The 17580-nt window shown below is 51.1% G+C and carries 18 protein-coding genes and 4 pseudogenes; 7 read left to right on the forward strand and 15 right to left on the reverse strand.

The features are described from left to right. Positions 1–76: 76 nt before the first annotated feature. The 11 genes and pseudogenes from ACA056_RS17485 to ACA056_RS17535 form a co-directional block, all read right to left on the reverse strand. Positions 77–1108 carry a sensor histidine kinase gene (locus tag ACA056_RS17485; protein ID WP_497266467.1) on the reverse strand — a complete coding sequence of 344 codons (1032 nt, stop codon included), beginning with the start codon at positions 1106–1108 and terminating at the stop codon, positions 77–79. Next, a complete protein-coding gene (locus tag ACA056_RS17490; protein ID WP_497266469.1) occupies positions 1101–2591 on the reverse strand; it encodes an ATPase domain-containing protein in 1491 nt (496 codons plus the stop codon). Before ACA056_RS17490 ends, ACA056_RS17485 begins: the two co-directional genes overlap by 8 nt. Beyond that, positions 2588–3016 (reverse strand): hypothetical protein, encoded by a 429-nt coding sequence (locus tag ACA056_RS17495; protein WP_497266471.1) that lies wholly within the window; start codon positions 3014–3016, stop codon positions 2588–2590. Before ACA056_RS17495 ends, ACA056_RS17490 begins: the two co-directional genes overlap by 4 nt. 162 nt (positions 3017–3178) lie before the next feature. Further along, positions 3179–3715: a hypothetical protein gene (locus tag ACA056_RS17500; RefSeq protein WP_497273556.1), complete on the reverse strand. Its 537-nt coding sequence runs from the start codon at positions 3713–3715 to the stop codon at positions 3179–3181. Positions 3716–3901: 186 nt separating this feature from the next. Continuing rightward, positions 3902–4030: pseudogene (locus ACA056_RS17505) on the reverse strand (transcriptional regulator); the annotation flags it as partial. Positions 4031–4211: 181 nt separating this feature from the next. Further along, positions 4212–4406 (reverse strand): hypothetical protein, encoded by a 195-nt coding sequence (locus ACA056_RS17510; RefSeq protein WP_497266473.1) that lies wholly within the window; start codon positions 4404–4406, stop codon positions 4212–4214. Between the two features lie 531 nt (positions 4407–4937). Next, positions 4938–5315 (reverse strand): annotated as a pseudogene (locus tag ACA056_RS17515) (ATP-binding cassette domain-containing protein); the annotation flags it as partial. Between the two features lie 28 nt (positions 5316–5343). After that, positions 5344–6633 (reverse strand): sensor domain-containing diguanylate cyclase, encoded by a 1290-nt coding sequence (locus ACA056_RS17520; RefSeq protein ID WP_497266475.1) that lies wholly within the window; start codon positions 6631–6633, stop codon positions 5344–5346. Between the two features lie 3 nt (positions 6634–6636). Continuing rightward, positions 6637–6996 (reverse strand): hypothetical protein, encoded by a 360-nt coding sequence (locus ACA056_RS17525; RefSeq protein ID WP_497266477.1) that lies wholly within the window; start codon positions 6994–6996, stop codon positions 6637–6639. 444 nt (positions 6997–7440) lie between these two features. Further along, on the reverse strand, positions 7441–8220 hold the full coding sequence (gene rimA, locus ACA056_RS17530; protein ID WP_497266479.1) for a S6 modification regulatory phosphodiesterase RimA: 780 nt from the start codon (positions 8218–8220) through the stop codon (positions 7441–7443). Between the two features lie 596 nt (positions 8221–8816). Next, positions 8817–9056: a DUF1652 domain-containing protein gene (locus ACA056_RS17535; protein ID WP_497266481.1), complete on the reverse strand. Its 240-nt coding sequence runs from the start codon at positions 9054–9056 to the stop codon at positions 8817–8819. Positions 9057–9231: 175 nt separating this feature from the next. Between ACA056_RS17535 and ACA056_RS17540 the strand changes: the two genes are divergently transcribed. The 3 genes and pseudogenes from ACA056_RS17540 to ACA056_RS17550 all read left to right on the forward strand — a co-directional run. After that, complete coding sequence (locus ACA056_RS17540; RefSeq protein WP_497266483.1) at positions 9232–9441, forward strand: hypothetical protein; 210 nt, start codon at positions 9232–9234, stop codon at positions 9439–9441. 554 nt (positions 9442–9995) lie between these two features. Beyond that, complete coding sequence (locus ACA056_RS17545) at positions 9996–10433, forward strand: PRC-barrel domain-containing protein (protein WP_497266485.1); 438 nt, start codon at positions 9996–9998, stop codon at positions 10431–10433. Positions 10434–10872: 439 nt separating this feature from the next. Further along, positions 10873–11756 (forward strand): annotated as a pseudogene (locus ACA056_RS17550) (IS3 family transposase); the annotation flags it as partial. A gap of 1 nt (position 11757) precedes the next feature. Here ACA056_RS17550 and ACA056_RS17555 read toward each other — a convergent pair. After that, a complete protein-coding gene (locus ACA056_RS17555; RefSeq protein WP_497266487.1) occupies positions 11758–13134 on the reverse strand; it encodes an IS30 family transposase in 1377 nt (458 codons plus the stop codon). Between the two features lie 56 nt (positions 13135–13190). Between ACA056_RS17555 and ACA056_RS17560 the strand changes: the two are divergent. Continuing rightward, positions 13191–13487: pseudogene (locus tag ACA056_RS17560) on the forward strand (integrase core domain-containing protein); the annotation flags it as partial. A 3-nt stretch (positions 13488–13490) separates the two neighbouring features. Here ACA056_RS17560 and ACA056_RS17565 read toward each other — a convergent pair. The 3 genes from ACA056_RS17565 to ACA056_RS17575 all read right to left on the reverse strand — a co-directional run bounded on the left by ACA056_RS17565 (position 13491) and on the right by ACA056_RS17575 (position 15606). Then, complete coding sequence (locus ACA056_RS17565) at positions 13491–13733, reverse strand: hypothetical protein (protein WP_497266489.1); 243 nt, start codon at positions 13731–13733, stop codon at positions 13491–13493. 274 nt (positions 13734–14007) lie between these two features. Beyond that, complete coding sequence (locus ACA056_RS17570) at positions 14008–14703, reverse strand: VIT1/CCC1 transporter family protein (protein WP_109631392.1); 696 nt, start codon at positions 14701–14703, stop codon at positions 14008–14010. Between the two features lie 120 nt (positions 14704–14823). Beyond that, positions 14824–15606, reverse strand: coding sequence for a GAF domain-containing protein (locus ACA056_RS17575; protein ID WP_497266491.1), 783 nt, complete (start codon positions 15604–15606; stop codon positions 14824–14826). 501 nt (positions 15607–16107) lie between these two features. Here ACA056_RS17575 and ACA056_RS17580 point away from each other — a divergent pair. The 3 genes from ACA056_RS17580 (at position 16108) to ACA056_RS17590 (ending at position 17556) form a co-directional block, all read left to right on the forward strand. Beyond that, positions 16108–16800 (forward strand): DUF421 domain-containing protein, encoded by a 693-nt coding sequence (locus ACA056_RS17580; RefSeq protein WP_497266493.1) that lies wholly within the window; start codon positions 16108–16110, stop codon positions 16798–16800. A 68-nt stretch (positions 16801–16868) separates the two neighbouring features. Beyond that, entirely contained in the window at positions 16869–17138 is a 270-nt protein-coding gene (locus tag ACA056_RS17585) for a DUF4062 domain-containing protein (RefSeq protein WP_497266495.1), read from the forward strand. Positions 17139–17145: 7 nt separating this feature from the next. After that, entirely contained in the window at positions 17146–17556 is a 411-nt protein-coding gene (locus ACA056_RS17590) for an MFS transporter (protein ID WP_497273557.1), read from the forward strand. The last annotated feature ends 24 nt before the right edge of the window (positions 17557–17580 follow it).

A 17580-nucleotide genomic window follows, 5' to 3' on the forward strand; every position in this document is an offset into this window, starting at 1 on the left:
GATGGACGGCAATAATATTGTCTGGTGAAAGCTGGTGTATACCCCAGGATTCAGATGAATCACTGTCCATGCCTCTTTATTCGTTTGAATGGATCACCAACGGTAACGTGACCACGAACTCGCTCCCCTTGCCATCACCCTCGCTCATGCCGGTAACCTCGCCACCGTGCGCCTCAACCAGCTCGCGGACTACCGACAGTCCGATGCCCAAGCCTGACCCATTGAAGCCGACAGCATGCACGTCCTGAACATAGGGGTCGAAAATAAACGGGAGTGCTTTAGCTGAAATGCCGATTCCATTGTCGGAAATGTTTATCTTCAAAACGTCGGACGCTACTGTTACAGACAGTTTAATTCTACCGTGGGTCGGTGTGTATTTAGCCGCATTCGCCAGAAGATTGTGGAGAATCTGGGCGAGGCGCCCTGGGTCACCATTTACCATCAAGATGCCGTTGGGAAGATGGGCGTTGAATTGCTGCTCTTGTGCGTCCATTAAAGGGCGGCACGCATCAATGGCCTCACGCAGAACTTGAATCATGTCGACATCGCGGCGATTGAGTCGCAACTTGCCAGTGCTGGCACGGGAGACGTCCAGCAGATCATCGACTAGCTGTGACATATGTTGCACTTGGCCTTCGATCAATTCCCGCATCCGAGGCAACTGATCGCTAGGCAAACGCACCATACGTTCTGCAATCATACTGATAGGCGTTAATGGGTTACGTAGCTCATGAGCCACCGTCGCTAGTATGCTTTTTTGCTGACTCAGTGCGCGCTCGGCTACAGCCTGAAGGTCTTGAGCGCTGAGTGCGGCTATGACCAGCTGGGCATTAGCCTCACGTAGTTCCTGGTACAAACGTTGCTCTTCCAAGCCAGGGGCAACTATAGCGTCTGACTGCACCATGAGTTTCGCCGGTACTGGCTGCTGATTGGCCTCAATCACCTGCTCGACCTGCTGGCTATCCACCAGCCGGCTGCTGGTGTCGCTCAACTCTTTTTGCAGTGCTGCCAGCACGGCGCGCGCTTCAACGGTTTTCTGGCCAAGCAGGAAGAGTTCGTGAGCGGCATTAGCGATCTCACGTTCATTCTTGCCAGCGACATTACTCATGAGTCGGACTCAAAAATTTTATCTCCTGAGTGTGACGAACCTGAACTCTGTTTGTCGGTCGACCACCGAGCAGACCTTCCTGGTCTGGCAGCATTTCGCCGATCTGCAGGCCGTTTTCGTCGATGCGGTACAGGCGCAGCTCATCGGAGTGGGCGCTGGCCCGCAACTTGACCACGGCCATGATGCGCAGTAAGCGACTCTCTACTTCGATATAGCGTTGGACAATGATTGCGTCGGTGAGAAACGCTGTGCCGTAAGGGCTGAAACGCAAGTCGGTGTAGCGGTCTTCCAGCTCGGAGGTCATCAGCACACTGACCCCGGCACCGGTCAGCGCGGTGACCATGCGCGATAGCGATTCACGGAAGTCTTCACGGAAGGTCGGCGCCAGCGCCAGTTCGAAGCCTGACAACGAGTCGATCACTAAACGAGTGGCTTTCAGGCGAGAGATCTCGGCCAACAGCAACTGGACGATTTCGTCGATGGACAAGTCCGGTGCACGACTGTCCACCAAACCGACCTGACCGTTTTGGATCAACTGAATGAGGGTGGCATTTTGGAAGTGATTGGGCCGTTGTTCGAACACCGCGATCACGCCGGTTTCGCCGTTGCGTGCGCCTTCGGCCAGGAAGGTCGCCGCCAGAATGCTTTTGCCCGACCCTGACGGCCCTGCCACCAGTAAGGAATAACCACGGGGCAGGCCACCGCCGAGCATGTCATCGAGTTGCGGCACACCCATTTTTAGGCGTTTGATCGGGAACTCCAGCGGCGCTTCCACCGGGTTCAGTGGTGCGGGCGCAAAGACCTTGATCCCCGACGTCGCGATGCGGAAGGTGTGCAGCCCCGGCAATGTCGGCTGGCCGCGCATCTTCATGATATCCATCTTGCGCACCATCGAGTTGCGCTCAACGCTTTGGCGCAGCCAGATCAGGCCATCGGCCACGGTGAAAATCGGGTTGGTGTCGGTTTCGGTGAAGTATTCGCCAATCAGGAAGGTCGTCGCCTGCCAGGTGGTCATCAACATGCCCAGTCGCTGAACGAACTGCGGCAGGTTGTTGTTGGGATTGTCCTGGGTCTGGCTGGCCAGTACCACGGAGCGGAACGAGTCGACGAACACCAGTGACGGCGAGTGCGCCTCCACCTCGCTGACGATCCGCCGCAGCACCTCGTCCAGATCCCCGACCAGGGTGTCGTCGGCCAAGTTGATGTAGCGGATCGACTGGTTGATCGCTTCGCTGTCGAAAAAGTCGAATTGCTGTTGATAACGCAGCATCTTCAGCGGCGGCTCGCCGAGTACCGTAAAAAACAGCGCCGGGCGTTCAGGCGTCGCCAGGGCAAACATCATTTGATGCGCCAGGGTGGTTTTTCCGCAGCCAGGCGGGCCGGCGATCAGGTTGAACGAAAACTCCGGCAATCCTCCGCCCAGCACCTCGTCCAGTCCTGGCACACCGGTGGCTAGGCGGTTGATAGTCACTTTGGTGCTCATGGCGAATTTTCCTGCGAAGGGGTGTCGCTCAAAGAAGGTTCCCACACGCCACGAAGCAATTGTGCGGTGAGCGAGGGCCCGATCAGCGTGATCAGCAGCTCGTAGAAGGTGGTCAGCAGCACTTCACCGAAGAACAGCGCATCGGCTTCGCTTTGCTCGGCGAGTACGGACTTGAGGGCAATTAGATCCATGCCGGCCGGCACTGTGCCACAGGTGCCGGCCAGTCGCGGATGAGTGGAAACGCACAGATTGAGGCTTCGGCGATAAAGCGCGGCAACCCCTTGCTGACCGATAATGGGCCCGAGGGCTGCGTCCATATCCTGCAAGGTTGAAATAATCGCGTGGACGGTCTTTGCAAGACCAGCAATGTCACCAACACGGTGCGCCAGAGAAGCTACGATCTGGCGGCCCCCTTCGCTTTCCATGGAAATGGCTCACTAATTTTTGATGGGCACCTATCGATGGTACACCCTATAACCTGTGATCGAGTTTTCATTTGGGCGCAGAGCTGATGATGTTCGGATACCTGCTAGGTGCCTGCAGAGAAGTATTCCCAAACAGCAAGGATTTGCCTCTCTGTCTACGTATCAAGCACCTGGATTTGTGATTTGGATACAAACCGACCAAATGCCAAGCAATATCCAGAATGTCGCAAAGATCCAAGGTGTGCGCACCGAAAACAGCAACGCCTTTCGATACCCCTTGTGCGTGGACTCTCGCTCACAAAATAAAGGCGATTCGTCATACGCCAACCCCATTACAGGCTCGCTATGCAATAGCTCGCTCTGCTTGAAATGCCAGTGGCCGATAATGTCGTATGCCGCGCGAATACCGGGCCAAGCATTCAACGAACTTAGCACTCCAAGCAACGTAAGAAACGGTGGTACTACCAGCGTGAACAACTTGCCCCATTCGGGGTTGAGATTGCCCATAGAAGAGGCAAATGCGATGACCAAAAAAGACTGAGATGCCAAAAAGGCGTCAGTTCGATTAGCCAAGATGCTGGTTTCGTACTGAATCTCTCTTCGGTAAAAGTCCAAGCGCTCCTTTGGCGATCCGAACATCCTGGCATTGTGCTCGTTTAGTGCAGTGTCACTTATCTGGGAAGTCAAAATTCTCGGCAAGGTGGGTTCATCCTTATCAAACATGTGAAGCCGGCTTACCACCCATCCCAACCTGCGAATTGAACTGGATTTCTCCCACGTTAGCATTGGTACTCACTAACATCTGTGTTAGCCGGACGTTTATCCGCATTCCCCGCAACGCCAACAAAAATGGCCCTCTCGGGCCGTTTTGTACTCAAACTAAACTCACTTGGAAAGCCGGGACTCGACGGTGTCGGAGCCGTGTTCAGCGTTCCATTCTTTAAGACCCTTGTGGTTACCGCCTTTGGTTTCGACGACCTCGCCGGTGTGCGGATTTTTGTAGAATTTTACCCGCGAGGCTTGCTCAGCATGTCGCAGATGACAACTGTCGCCACTTCGTACTCATGATGTATTTCTAACGCTTTTGCTAAAAACACTCCTTGCCGACTCATAGGACTCTCCTGCATCAGACAAAAAGCATTGATCGAGATTGTCAATCTCAGCTAGTGAGCCCGTCCTTTTCAGAATCCGCAATTTAAATATTTGTGTTAGGCGTATTCATAAAGGCATCCCAGCTTTCATAGGCGTCGTGCTGCCTCTTGCTGGCAAAATCCCAGTCGGGGCCTGAAACGCATTTGGATGTCACCAGCGTCATCATTTCCATCGTAGCGGCGTCGAGTTCTATCAGGAGCTCGTGTGATTTCATCCTGAAATCTTCGATCGATGCCATTAGCTTTGCCTCGGCGCGGAGGTCACCGCCATTGAGAAACAACTGCTCCTCGAGCGGTGGAGTACGAACACGCCAAATAATTCATACCGTCTGATCGCTGGTTCGTTTAGCCCCGAACCTTCTCCGTCAAAGTCAGCCGCTATAGCGGGACGGAAGAGTCGTGCATGAAAAAAGGGGGCGGCCCGATCGTCCCCGCGTTTGAAAGCGACGCGGATCAGTCGATGTCGCCGACAATGCGCACAGCGCGCTGGACGCCATCGACAGAAACGAAAAGTTCATCAAACTGACGCTCGCGGTATTGACGTCCCCCGGCGTTACGGCGTTCGGCCAGAAGCAACCATTCAAATTACCCAAATTAGATTCATACATGAAAGATTCACATCGACAAACAGCTCGAACTTGCGGCTTGAATTGAAAGGTGGCCAGCAAGGCAACGGGCCCTCCTGATGAGCGCCCCGCCTCTACTTGGACAGGAGAAAACGCAAAGCCCGGTGATGCATGGAGAGATCCGTGTCTTTCCAAACTCCTGAACTAGCTTAGATAGATGTCTTTCAAAGATTCTTCGATCACGCTTTTCCCCGCCAACACGGAAACGATCTCCCCGACGCGAATCGCATACACCCGGGTCGCCATCTGGATGGCTTCCACTGTTTTCTGTTCGACTAGCAGGATTGGCGTTTTACGCGAGCGGATCTCTCGAAGGGTATCCAGCACAACCTCAATTATTTTAGGTGAAAGCCCCATTGTCGGCTCATCCAAAATCAACAACTCCGGACGGGACATAATCGCCTGGGCAATGGACAGCATTTGTTGCTCGCCGCCGGACATGGTGCCCGCATGCTGCTTGCGTCTTTCCTTCAGCAGCTGGTACATATCCTCGATATCTTCATCAATGGCTTTGCAACCTATCTCGTGTTAATCCACGAGATGCCATCAATTAGAAGTCATCAATATCAACTATACAATTCCTACCCTTGGATTTTGCGTGATAGAGCGCACTGTCTGCGGAGATTAACAACTGCTTGAGAGTGGATCGCGATTCATTCATCGAGGCACACCCAATACTGACTGTGATTTTAATTTCCTCACCACCAGTATCGACACTAGATGCTTCAATGCTGCTCCTGAGTCGCTCCGCAATAACTGACGCATCGAGGCTATTTATCTTAGGCAACATAACGACAAACTCTTCGCCCCCAAACCTAGCTATAGTATCTCCGGGACGAAGAACTCCCTCAGCAATTTTCACTATAGACTTAAGAACTTCGTCGCCAATGGGATGCCCCCAGCTATCATTAACATGCTTGAAGTGATCGGCGTCTAGCATGATTATCGATATTGAGTGCTCGTATCGACTTGCCCGAGCAAACTCTTTCTCTGCCAAGTTGAAAAAGTGAGCGCGATTAACTGCGCCTGTGAGGTGGTCTTTAGTGAGCAAGTTGGCCAGATTATCACTCGACACCTTTCGCTCGGTGATATCTCGAAGCACAACTGTATAGCCAGAAAACTCATCATCTTCTTCACGTAAAACGGCGATCATCGTTTGAGCGAAAAAACTGTGTCCTGATTTGTGTTGGCAAAGATAGTCTCGTGAATGCCAACCTTCTTCACGTGCGAATGTGAGATGTTCATCCAAAACATTAACTTCCAAGGCGGACAAATTACAGAAGCGGCGCAACGTCTCACCAATAGCCTCGGATTCCGTGTAACCTGTTAAACGCTCTGCCGAAGGGCTCCAGCTATTAATTACTCCCTGTTTAGTCAAGCCGAGAACTGCGAAATCGTTAACAATCGTATAGATGGCGTCCAACCATGAGTCTGTTTGCCTTAGTCTCCTTTCAGTTGCAACTTGGCAAGAGACATCAGTCAGAACTGTTATTAGAACCTCGTCGTTGACCTTTACAATTGTACATGCGAGAACAATACCTCCGTCAGCTGCGGACGACACGTGGATTCTATGATTTACACATATTGATCCGCATGATTCTCTAAAACTCGTTACAAGGTTACGTAATTCAGGCGCTACGGAAGCAAGTGTTTCAAACAGATTTTCAAGGCCAATAGACTTAACCAATGGCATCAACAATTGTGTTGCCATGGGGTTAAGCATATCAATTTTTCCGCTGGGGTCGGTTCTTACCAGCCCTACTGGCGATAGATACATGAATGAAAGTAATGCTTCGTACTCTGACTCGATTGAGTCATTGCCCTGCTCGATGCTACTCATTTTTTATGCCCATTCAACCAGTAGGAAGCGGGTATTATTATCAATTTTTTTAAGTAGTCTTAATCTGACGGGGATTGGCCGCATTCTAAGCGCCAGAACGTAAGAAATGATCACGTCTAACTCAGGTTCATTCTCAAATCTGTGAGCGACCATGGCGTTATTCATGCAGGGAGCAATTTCCAAAAATAAATTCTTACCTAAAACACGTGCCTGTCGTAAGGCCGCACTTGTAGCTTCAAAAGTATTGTAAATTACCACCTTTGAAGCGTCGTTAAAGCCAATTATGCCGAAGTTCAGAGTATCCAGCTGATCAGGCGCACCCAACAATGCTTGCATCGATGCTTCTTCGAACGTAAGATTCATTTTCCTACTCACTCCCAAAGTGCAATATTAATTTGTAATCCCTGTCGGGCTGTATTCACCCTGCCATATAGCAATAAGTACTCTCCCCTTTTAGAATTTAATGATGACATATAGTAGCAGCAAATTATTTTGAAGAGCGGATGGATATTTTCCAACTTGACCTTGAGCCCCTCTACCACCGCCTAGCATCTCAAGCGCCTACCTTCGGAACGTTGCAAAAAGAGTCTAGTATCAAATCAAGCATAGCTACTCATTTGCTATTGTGCTGTCCACTCACCGTATTTTAGCCAATCCCGGACTGTCACCCTGGGTAGCTATCGATCCCTTATGGGTAATCTGTGATATAGATACTCAGGTGCGAGGTGCGACGTTTACCTTTAGTGCCTTTGGCTACGGCGCTTTTCAGATTAAAGGAGCATCGGCGTCACTACGCCTCTGTGTAATCTACGCTTTTTTCCAAGCATTAGGTGCGACCAGAGCCATTGCTTGAAATGCAGGCTTGGCGAACCAAAACCCTTGCATTAGATAAACTCCGCAATCGGCCAGAAAATCCCGTTCCTCGGCATGTTCGATTCCTTCTGCAATGATTTTAATATCCAGCTCCGCACATATTATGACAACACCACGGACGATAGCCTGACGGGAGCGATCACGATGGATATTACGCACTAGCGCTATATCAAGTTTTATAAGATCCGGTTGAAAGTCTGCCAACAGTGTGAGCCCTGAATACCCTGAGCCAAAGTCATCAATTGCTGTTTTGAAACCGAACTCCCGGTATTCACGTAGAATATTGGTCAGATGGTGATTATTCTCAACGTATTCGCTTTCGACTGTTTCGAAAATCAGTCTGTCGAGCGGGAAGTTATGAATTCGCGCGGCTTCCAACGTGCTTCTAATGCACAATTCTGGACGGTAAACCGCGTTGGGTAGAAAATTAATCGATAGGTTTTGAGTCATTCCAAGTTGCGCAGCAGTGGAAATAGCCCGTGTGCGGCAAAGCTGATCGAATCGATAACGGTTATTATCGTTTACTTTCTCCAGCACTGACAGAGCACCCTCACCATTAAGGCCTCTCACCAACGCCTCATGTGCAAAAACCGATTGATCGCGCACGTCCACAATTGGCTGAAAAGCGAAAGTAAAATCTAAATCCAGTTCAAGAGTGTTTTTGCAACCTTGGCAACCATTGGACGAAGTCAATGAGCTTGGAAAAATTGTCACGTCGTACTCCAAAAATTAATTACCATTTTTATGGTAGTTATTCTAACCAAGCCATAAGTATTGGAACAAACAACAAATTAACTTTGGGTAAAGTGATGATGATTCACTTAGGAATTTTGATTGTAGCAGTTTATTTTTAAATCGATTCTTCCCGGCTGATAAATGCACGATTATCTTCCCTCAAAATCACACGATGATGTTAAAAACGGTTATGACTTAGACACTTACCCTTATTTCACACCGCTGGATTTTTTTGATTTAGGGAACTGTCAGTCGATGATTACAAGGCTCTGCGACGAAAATAGAGGCCAAAATAGTCAGATGGGCAGCTCCAGATGAGGGGGCTTGGGGTACAATGCTGGGTGAATTGCCCCCAGTTGCTTAGACTCATCAACGGATAGTTATGAGACGGGGGTATCTGATAGACCCCGCAACGGTACCGCCATCAACCACCTACCTGCACAAGCCTTGGTCATTGGACGACTTGGTAATCGCGGTAGCGTCTCTCCTGCAGCCTGATTACCCCATTCGTAAGATTTGAGTCGTTGTTGGCCTGTTAGCTCTGATGCTCCCAAGTCCACCATTTGCCCTCGGGCTCACGCACAGATCGCTTGGCGCGCCGCCATTTCAATTCTGAGTTCGCCAATCAAATTTGAAATCGCCCGACTGGACGTGAGATCCGATGCCAACACGCCGGGGACAAACAGTTCCACGCGGCCAGAGGAAGGCTCAATCATCTTGATCAATAGCGAACCTTTGGGATTCACGGAGCAGGTGCAGGAGCGAGGTAATAAACCGCTTTCAATGATATGTCGGAGCTCAAGAGAAGAAATCATGGGGTACGTCCGAAGGAAAAATTCCTTCTCAGTCTTGTCTATGAAACCCAGTAGTCAAGGAACACGCCGGAGTAAATTCACGACCAATTGTTTCCCGTCCACTGGCCTTGAGCTGACGCGGCTGACTATTCATTTTTTATACTGCTAGGCTTGGCGTTTTCATGGAGGAACCTTGATGCCAAATTCAGATTTGCTCCCTTCCCTGCTCTTCAAAATCAATCAAAACCAATTAGCTCTTGAGGCCGCCATCATGGAGCTGACGCTCTGGGTCGAGCAACGTGGTTCTGCTGAAGTCGCCGGCAACGTTCGCGGTGCTTTAGACACGATTAGCAAAAACGAGGAATTCATCAATATGAGTCTTGCGGTGCTTATGTCACCTGAGTGACCTGGCCAAAACGCTATCAGTGGCGTCGTTCAGTCAATACTGCGCCAAGGATCGCGTGAGTAATGAGACAAGCTGCCGAGGCTATGTATCGTCGTCGTGGCCGAAGAATTTGGGATCAAGCACCAACGCGCGTAATGGCTTCAAACGTTTTTCGGCGAGATCAGCTTGCCGGGAGCATTCAGTGGCGTCCCCGGCAGCGCCCACAGCCGTCGCCTGCTCATTCAAATAAGTTTGGTCACAGCAGTGACCAAAACTTAATTCTTTATATTTATGAAGTTATATTCAAGCCGGAGACGTAGTTGCCATAATGGGAAATCGTTTAATCTAGGTGTCTACGATATCGATCTAGTTAATACCCATAATAAAAACAAAGCATCACACATGGATAGCACACTAATTAAAAGCTGATTAACTTTTTTACTTCCAATTTGCCATTCGTCGTCATGCAGAAAAAAAATTCAACTTTTTCGAAAGCGGGTGACTCTCACTAATACAGCCATCAAGGCGGTGGGTGCATTTTCTGATTGATTGGCGATTGCTGATAGGAGATAGTAATGAACTACGAAGATCGCGATACCTATGGCATGTACAAAACCAACCTCCTACGAGATACCAGCTCTGAGGAACAGGGGCCTGGCCCCGACCTGATGGGGGCAGACACACTCATTGGAAATGATGTTTATAACCATAATGAAGAAGACTTGGGAGATATCAAGGAAATCATGCTGGATGTTCGCAGCGGTAGAGTGAGTTATGCTGTTCTCTCTTTTGGTGGCTTTCTTAGCATGGGAGAAAAACTGTTTGCGGTACCCTGGAATGCATTGACACTCGATACAGTAAATAAGCGCTTCGTACTAAACGTAGAGAAAGAACGCTTGGAAAATGCACCAGGTTTTGACAAGGACAATTGGCCTAATATGGCCGACGAATCTTGGGCAACTGAAATCCATTCTTTCTATGGAACTAAACCGTTCGATTACGATACTGTCTAGATACAAAGTATCGACAAAAGCTAACTGTCCATAACCAAAATGAAGAGTGATGCGCGCCGAGCAAACAACGACATGTTAAGATTGGTCGTTGGTGGCCAAACCCTAAGGCGCGCATTGCGGTGAAAAAGCGGTAACAACAAGGGTTTAGGGTGGATTCTGCTGACCGCCGTCGAATCCAAGGCTAGCTCAGCCGCATCGTACCCGAAAAGCTATTCGTTTGAAGTCCAAAAGCTCGCGCGTCACGCGGGCTTTTTTTGATGCGACATCTAGGCTCATCACGTGACTCTAACGATTTTGGCTAGCGAATGAGACTAATGGCGGTGGCTCGGATCAGAATTTCTTCCTGTTGAAAACGCCCTTCAAGATCGCGCTTAATGTAGTGGTCTAATGAAACCGGACACCCATTTAGGCGAGAATGCTCGCCAGATCGAGGTGTCAGATGACCAAACAACGCCGTTCCTTTTCCGCTGAGTTCAAACGCGAGGCTGCCGACCTCGTGCTCAAGCAAAACTACAGCTACATCGAAGCCAGCCGTTCACTCGGCGTCGGCGAGTCGGCCCTGCGCCGTTGGGTTGACCAGGTTCAGAAGGAACGCCAAGGCGTTACTCCGCAGAGCAAAGCGCTGACATCAGAGCAGCAGAAAATCCAGGAGCTGGAAGCCCGGATCGCCCGCCTTGAACGGGAGAAATCGATACTAAAAAAGGCTACCGCGCTCTTGATGTCGGAAGATCACGAGCGTACGCGCTGATCAATCAGCTGAGCGTCCACGAGCCGGTTGATTGGCTGTGCCAAGTGTTTGAAATCAACCGCTCAAGTTACTACGCCCACCGCCTCAAGCGTCGAACGCCTGATGTCGAACGGCTTCGGCTACGCAGCCGGGTGAGCGAGTTGTTTTCGCAAAGTCGCAGTGCTGCCGGCAGCCGTAGCATTCTCTCGTTGATGCGTGACGATGGTGAGCAACTCGGTCGGTTCAAAGTACGCAGCTTGATGCGTGAGCTTGATCTCGTGAGCAAACAGCCAGGGTCTCATGCTTATAAACGGGCGACGGTTGAGCGGTTGGATATCCCGAACATCTTGAATCGGGAGTTCGATGTCCCGGCACCCAACCAAGTGTGGTGCGGCGACATCACCTACATTTGGGCTCAGGGGAAATGGCATTATCTGGCTGTCGTGATGGATCTTTGCGCGCGCCGGGTGGTGGGCTGGGCGTTGTCGGAAAAGCCGGACGCCGAGCTGGTTATCAAGGCGCTGGATATGGCCTACGAACAACGAGGAAGGCCTCAGGGCCTGCTGTTTCACTCTGATCAAGGGTCGCAGGGCGGATTCAACCGGTCGTCGCAACACTGGATTGTTGAATTGATTTTAGATACTTGTTTAGTGCTTCGGCAGGTGTTTTCCAGCCGAGTGTTTTCCGAGGCCTTGTGTTCAGCGCATGGGCTACGGCTTGGATCTCTTGGGCACTCCAGCGAGACAGGTCGGTACCTTTCGGGAAGTATTGGCGCAGAAGACCGTTCGTATTCTCGTTCGTGCCGCGCTGCCATGGACTATGAGGGTCAGCAAAAAAGACCTTCACTCCGGATTCGATGGTAAATCGAGCGTGATCAGATAGTTCCTTTCCACGATCCCAAGTCAAAGATTGCCACAATTCGATGGGTAGGTCAGTCACCGTCTTCTTCAGTGCATTGGCCATAGTGACAGCCCCGTAGCCGGCCAGCGCCGGGCCGTTCTTCGTTCGAGGAATTAGCCCATAACCTTCCTCGCGAGGCAGGTGGACGAGCATGGTGAATCGAGTTGAGCGCTCGACCAGGGTTCCAATCGCAGATCGGTTCAGACCGATGATCAGGTCTCCCTCCCAATGCCCTGGTACAGCCCGGTCTTCCACCTCAGCAGGGCGACTGGAGATCATGACATCCTCGCTGACGTGCGCCCATGTTTTGGCCTGCGCCCTAGCTCTCGGCACACGCAATGCTCGCCCTGTGCGCAGGCAGCTCACTAGCTCGCGCTTAAGAGCTCCTCGCCCCTGAATATAGAGGGCCTGATATATGGCTTCGTGAGAGATGCGCATGGATTCATCGTCCGGAAAATCGATCTTTAACCGGTTGGTAATCTGTTCGGGCGACCAGCCATTGACCCATTTACGGTCACTGCGATGTGGTTTATTTCGGCCTTTGAAGGGAGCTTGTCGAGGCCCAACAATCTCGCGACCATTAGCGCCGTGAACTTTACCCTCCAGACGGTCTTGCACGTAGTGACACAGCCGCGGGTTAGTCAACAGTTTCGCTGGCTTCGGTCTTTTGGCAACCAGTTCTGCCTTCCATTGTGCGACTGAAGCACGATACTCAAGCCGACCGCAACGAGTTGCAGCATTACGTGTCAGTTCCCGTGAAACTGTCGACGGGCTTCGTCCAAGGAGACGCGCAATCTCACGTACGCCAACACCTTTCGCCCGAAGCAGCCCAATCTCTTCTCGCTCTGCGAACGATAAGTACCTTCCGGATATTTGGTTAGACATGAACAATGGCATCCCGCCCCGATGACGGAACCAGCGTGTGCCTACCGCTGATGATACGCCAGTCGCCTCCGCTGCCTTTTCGCTTGTGATCCCGGTTGCGATTTGTTTCCAGAATAGCCGCTCGATTTCATTACGAAGTGACGGCGCACCTGGCGAACGCATCGCTCCACGCCCCGTCAACTTTTGCATCCAGCCTGCAGACCGTCCCATAAACACCTCGATCAAAGGTGTTGCGACGACCGGTTGAATCCGCCCAGTATGCGAGTCGTTTATTTCGCCAGCGACTGTGGCGTTATCGAATGCGTCAGAGCATGAGTCGTCGGGGAAATTGCTGGGACAACGCGCCGATGGAGCGCGTGTTCCGCAGCTTGAAAACAGAATGGATACCGACCACGGGCTACAGGACTGCTCAAGAAGCCCAACGCGATATCAGTGATTTTTTGATGCATCGGTACAACTGGATTCGGCCCCATCAATTCAACGATGGACTGGCGCCAGCTCGGGCCGAAGAAAAACTTAACGTCGTGTCCGGGATTAGTTGACCACTACATAAAGCTTTGCCACCAAAGCCGATCAATAGCTTCAACCATGACCTCATAGACGATGATGTCGTCCTCTGCTCTCTCGTTATCTTTCTGCAGTGAAATACCTTTCGCCGGATTGCGAGTGAAAGCCGTCACTCCTCCGAACTGTTCGGCCAACTGCTCCCGTACACGGCGAAAAAGCTCGACGGGCTGAGGCGTGCCATCGTTCGTGTTGAGCGGCAAAAAAATCTCGATCAGGTGCATTAGATAACCACAGCAGCCCACGGCTGTAAGTAATGCGATTCCCCTTGGGCCCCCAAGGCCTGCGTTTCAGTTTCAGCTTCTGTTCCAGCTTTCAATCCTGTGGGATTAAAAAGCTAAAGAAAACAGAAGAAAAACCGGCGGCATCCTATCGGATAAAGGTGTTTGGGGGCAGCGCTGCTTTTCTCTTGCCTTCAAATATATAAACCCTGTTCCATCCTTGTATAAAGGCCCACTCTCACCATCAAGAATTTAATTCTGGAACCCGCTCCGGGTTTTATACTGTGGTTCCCAACAGGGTACCGACTCCTGCTGCCACCGCCATCGAAAGCGCACTCCAAAAAGTCACACGTAAAACCCCATTTTTAATATTCGCCCCACCGACCTTGGCCGCCAAGCCGCCAAGGATAGCAAGGAAGACCAACGACGCGACGACGATGACTGGGATGAGATGTTCTTGTGGAACTACTACGACCACGAGTAATGGTAGTGCCGCACCTACGGCAAAGCTTAGCGCAGATGCAAGAGCAGCCTGTAATGGCTTTGCACTCATCGCATCGGTGATTCCCAACTCATCTCGGGCATGCGCCCCCAAGGCGTCGTGATCCATTAGTTTAGTCGCGACTTCTTTTGCAAGCGGCACCTCAAGTCCTCGCTCAACATAAATTCCTGTCAGTTCACGATTCTCGCCCTTCGGATTTTCCTGAATCTCAATTCGCTCCGCCTCTAGGGCAGCCGCTTCCGTGTCGGCTTGGGACTGCACGGAAACGTACTCTCCGGTAGCCATCGACATAGCACCGGCGACGAGAGCAGAGACACCCGCTATAAGGATGCTGTTGTGAGTTGCGTGAGAGGCGGCTACGCCCAGAATCAGACTTGAAGTTGAAACGATTCCGTCATTGGCCCCCAATACGGCAGCGCGCAGCCAACCAATGTTGTCTATTGGGTGTTTCTCTTTATGATGCGCTGCCATTCTGGAATTCTCCGTGTGAAAAATTGCATTAGGTCAGGTCTCTGGCGTCATGAGCACCGTGAGATTCATGTTGATGAACGGAGATCCAATCACCGGCAATGACTGAATCAACCGATTAAATTACAGTTGAACCAGATAGTCAGCACTATCGAGCGTCGTGGCAGCCTTACCGACGTTAATATGCTGATGCACATTTGCTACTGCAAATATTTTGGCAGCCGCTCTTGAAATCTCCTTAGCCGCTTCAGAGTTGCCCAGCTGAGCACTCTGAATGCTCAGCATTGACACAATCAAATGGAGGCTATTCATGACTCGATGGTCAATTTCCTCGGCCATCAAGTGGGAATGATTCAGCGCTGCTTCCTTCTCAGCTATGGATCGCATGGCGGAGAGGCGCAGTTCAAGCTGATCCATTACAACGCTAGCAAGATCCGCCAACGTGTCTATCTGATCTTGGGTAACCGTGCGCGGCTGCGTGTCCAGCACACATAACGTACCGAGATTGAAGCCGTCGTGAGTATGCAGCGGCACACCCAAATAAAATTGAAGACCAAATTCACCTGCGACAAGGGGATTAGAAAGCGTTCGAGGATCATGCCTAGCGTCTGTTACTAACCAAGGCCCATTCTGTAAGATCGCGGAGGCACAGAGTCCTGGATTGCGGGAAATTTGATTTGCGTCGAGCCCATGATGGGATTTGAACCAGATTCGATCTGTATCGACGATGCTCACGATTGCTATCGGAGTACCGAGAAGGCGCGCTGCTATTGCGGTCACACGATCAAATGCGCCGTCCGGAGGGGAATCAAGAATGGCGTACCTACGAACGACGTTCATGCGAAGGGATTCATCTGGAGCTGTTTCACTGGAGCTAACGGAATGAGGCGTGGTGTTCGCAGTCATTTTTACTCCCGAACGGCTCAAGGTCACTGCTTTAAGTGGGTTATCCGATGGTATGCCCGCTTTCAAACCGTTGCACCAAGGTCGCACTCGATTGATGGCCTGGATGGCAGCAAAACGATGTATGGTCTCACGTTTGTATAAGCCATGTCAGGCACGCACACAAACCGCTGCAATCAGTGGGGTGGTGGCAATGATCCCGCTGCCCGCAGGTCACGCCCTTACCCACCTACCGGATTGTAAAATCCGTACCAGGGAACCGACAAGCACCAACAGGGCAGATTCCGCGCTTGCGCGAGTAAGCCTTCCGGTGAGTAACGGATGGTGCAAACTGGCTCACCATTCTTTGGCGAATCGAGGCTAAGGTTCATGTATTGGAGATTCAAATTCCACGACTAGCCCGTTTTCATCGCCCCCGTGGAGCTACTCAGAGGATGTAACGCTTTAGATGGGCAGGACTCACACAATTCAATGATTATCTAAAAAACCAAAAAAGAGGTGATGATGTCTCCCTTTGATATTCAACGGATGTTGATAGATGAGTTTCCACTAACATTTTTGCTAGAGGTAGGGTTTCGGGCAGCTTTTGCCTTTCTTGCCGTTTTCTTGTTCTTAAAATCAAGTGGCCGACGCGGGATAAGACAGCTCTCACTTTTTGAGTTGGTCGTGATTTTGACGTTGGGCTCCGCTGCCGGAGACGTGTCCTTCTACCATGATGTACCACTGTTGCCCGTTGCAGTCGTTTTCCTCACGCTGTTGCTGCTCTATCGCATGACGGTTTGGGTCATGACCAAAAGCAAGAAATTTGAAGCATGGATTGATGGTCTACCTGTAACCGTCATTCGCAATGGCTTATATGAACTTAAATCCTTAGAGAAGCTGAATATTTCATCGAGCGAAATATTGATGGAGCTTCGACAACGGGGCGTTGAGCACTTAGGCCAAGTAAGATTGGCGCTTATGGAAACAGATGGCGACATCAGTCTTTATTTTTACGATCAAGAAGACCTGCGCCCTGGCTTGTCAGTCCTACCTTTAGAACATCGTGCGGAGTTTATAAAAGTGCCCGCTTCGGGACTTTATTGCTGCGTGAGTTGTGGCTTTGCACAATCTATTCTTGAAGAACACGAAGCACGCTGCTCGCGGTGCGATCATGACATCTGGTCAAAGGCGCTGAGCACCCAACGCTGTAGGTGATGGTTGCTGGAAACAATCCCACCAGGCATCAGTCAAATCCACAGGCGCCAGCATTTTGAGGGGAACAGATGAAGGTATTCATAAGCTCGGTGGTAAGGGGATTTGAGCAATTCAGAGCGGCTGCCAAGGACGCCGTAGAAGCTCTGGATATGAAGCCGATCATGAGCGAGCATTTTGGAGCCCGCACCTATTCTTCCGTGCATGCCTGCCTGACAGAGGTTGATCAGTGCGACGTCTTTGTCCTCATCTTGGGCGCTAACTACGGCTACGAGCCTGAGCCGGGTCTGTCGGTTAGCCTTGGCGATTGCCTCTCACCACACTCAAGAATTCGACATTAGCCCCTTCGTGCTGGGCCTTCTGCTGTCCTCCTTTTTATGGCTTTACCTCTTCGCACTCATACCCATGGGAATGCTGGAGGATCGATACGATACTCGGCTGGTCAACGCCTGGGGCATCGGCGTCTGGTCTGTCGCCCCCCTCCTCTCTGCAGCATCAGGGGGGTTCTTCTCCATGCTGATCACTCGTTTGCTGATGGGTGTCGGAGGGTCGACTTCGTACCCCGCCGGGGGACGCGCTCTGCGCGAATGGGTGCCTGCCGGCGAGCGCGGAATGGCGACCTCACTGTTCCATGCCGGTAGCCTGATAGGCCCGGGGATTGCTGCGTTGGGCCCGAGCATTGTCGTCAACAGTTACGAATGGCGTGTTGCCTTCGTCATACTGCCGCTGTTCGATTCTTATGGCTGGCTGCCTGGCTGATATGGTTCAGGCAACCTGAAGTCG

The sequence above is a fragment of the Pseudomonas sp. LBUM1666 genome, from assembly GCF_059695775.1.

What these genes read in the sequence shown, in the direction of transcription:
- ACA056_RS17510 (WP_497266473.1), bottom strand. Translation starts at nt 4,406, where the DNA reads ATGGCATCGATCGAAGATTTCAGGATGAAATCACACGAGCTCCTGATA.
- ACA056_RS17490 (WP_497266469.1), bottom strand. Translation starts at nt 2,591, where the DNA reads ATGAGCACCAAAGTGACTATCAACCGCCTAGCCACCGGTGTGCCAGGA.
- ACA056_RS17495 (WP_497266471.1), bottom strand. Translation starts at nt 3,016, where the DNA reads ATGGAAAGCGAAGGGGGCCGCCAGATCGTAGCTTCTCTGGCGCACCGT.
- ACA056_RS17520 (WP_497266475.1), bottom strand. Translation starts at nt 6,633, where the DNA reads ATGAGTAGCATCGAGCAGGGCAATGACTCAATCGAGTCAGAGTACGAA.
- ACA056_RS17540 (WP_497266483.1), top strand. Translation starts at nt 9,232, where the DNA reads ATGCCAAATTCAGATTTGCTCCCTTCCCTGCTCTTCAAAATCAATCAA.
- ACA056_RS17485 (WP_497266467.1), bottom strand. Translation starts at nt 1,108, where the DNA reads ATGAGTAATGTCGCTGGCAAGAATGAACGTGAGATCGCTAATGCCGCT.
- ACA056_RS17570 (WP_109631392.1), bottom strand. Translation starts at nt 14,703, where the DNA reads ATGGCAGCGCATCATAAAGAGAAACACCCAATAGACAACATTGGTTGG.
- ACA056_RS17575 (WP_497266491.1), bottom strand. Translation starts at nt 15,606, where the DNA reads ATGACTGCGAACACCACGCCTCATTCCGTTAGCTCCAGTGAAACAGCT.
- ACA056_RS17555 (WP_497266487.1), bottom strand. Translation starts at nt 13,134, where the DNA reads ATGCAAAAGTTGACGGGGCGTGGAGCGATGCGTTCGCCAGGTGCGCCG.
- ACA056_RS17580 (WP_497266493.1), top strand. Translation starts at nt 16,108, where the DNA reads ATGTCTCCCTTTGATATTCAACGGATGTTGATAGATGAGTTTCCACTA.
- ACA056_RS17565 (WP_497266489.1), bottom strand. Translation starts at nt 13,733, where the DNA reads ATGCACCTGATCGAGATTTTTTTGCCGCTCAACACGAACGATGGCACG.
- ACA056_RS17585 (WP_497266495.1), top strand. Translation starts at nt 16,869, where the DNA reads ATGAAGGTATTCATAAGCTCGGTGGTAAGGGGATTTGAGCAATTCAGA.
- ACA056_RS17525 (WP_497266477.1), bottom strand. Translation starts at nt 6,996, where the DNA reads ATGAATCTTACGTTCGAAGAAGCATCGATGCAAGCATTGTTGGGTGCG.
- ACA056_RS17535 (WP_497266481.1), bottom strand. Translation starts at nt 9,056, where the DNA reads ATGATTTCTTCTCTTGAGCTCCGACATATCATTGAAAGCGGTTTATTA.
- ACA056_RS17545 (WP_497266485.1), top strand. Translation starts at nt 9,996, where the DNA reads ATGAACTACGAAGATCGCGATACCTATGGCATGTACAAAACCAACCTC.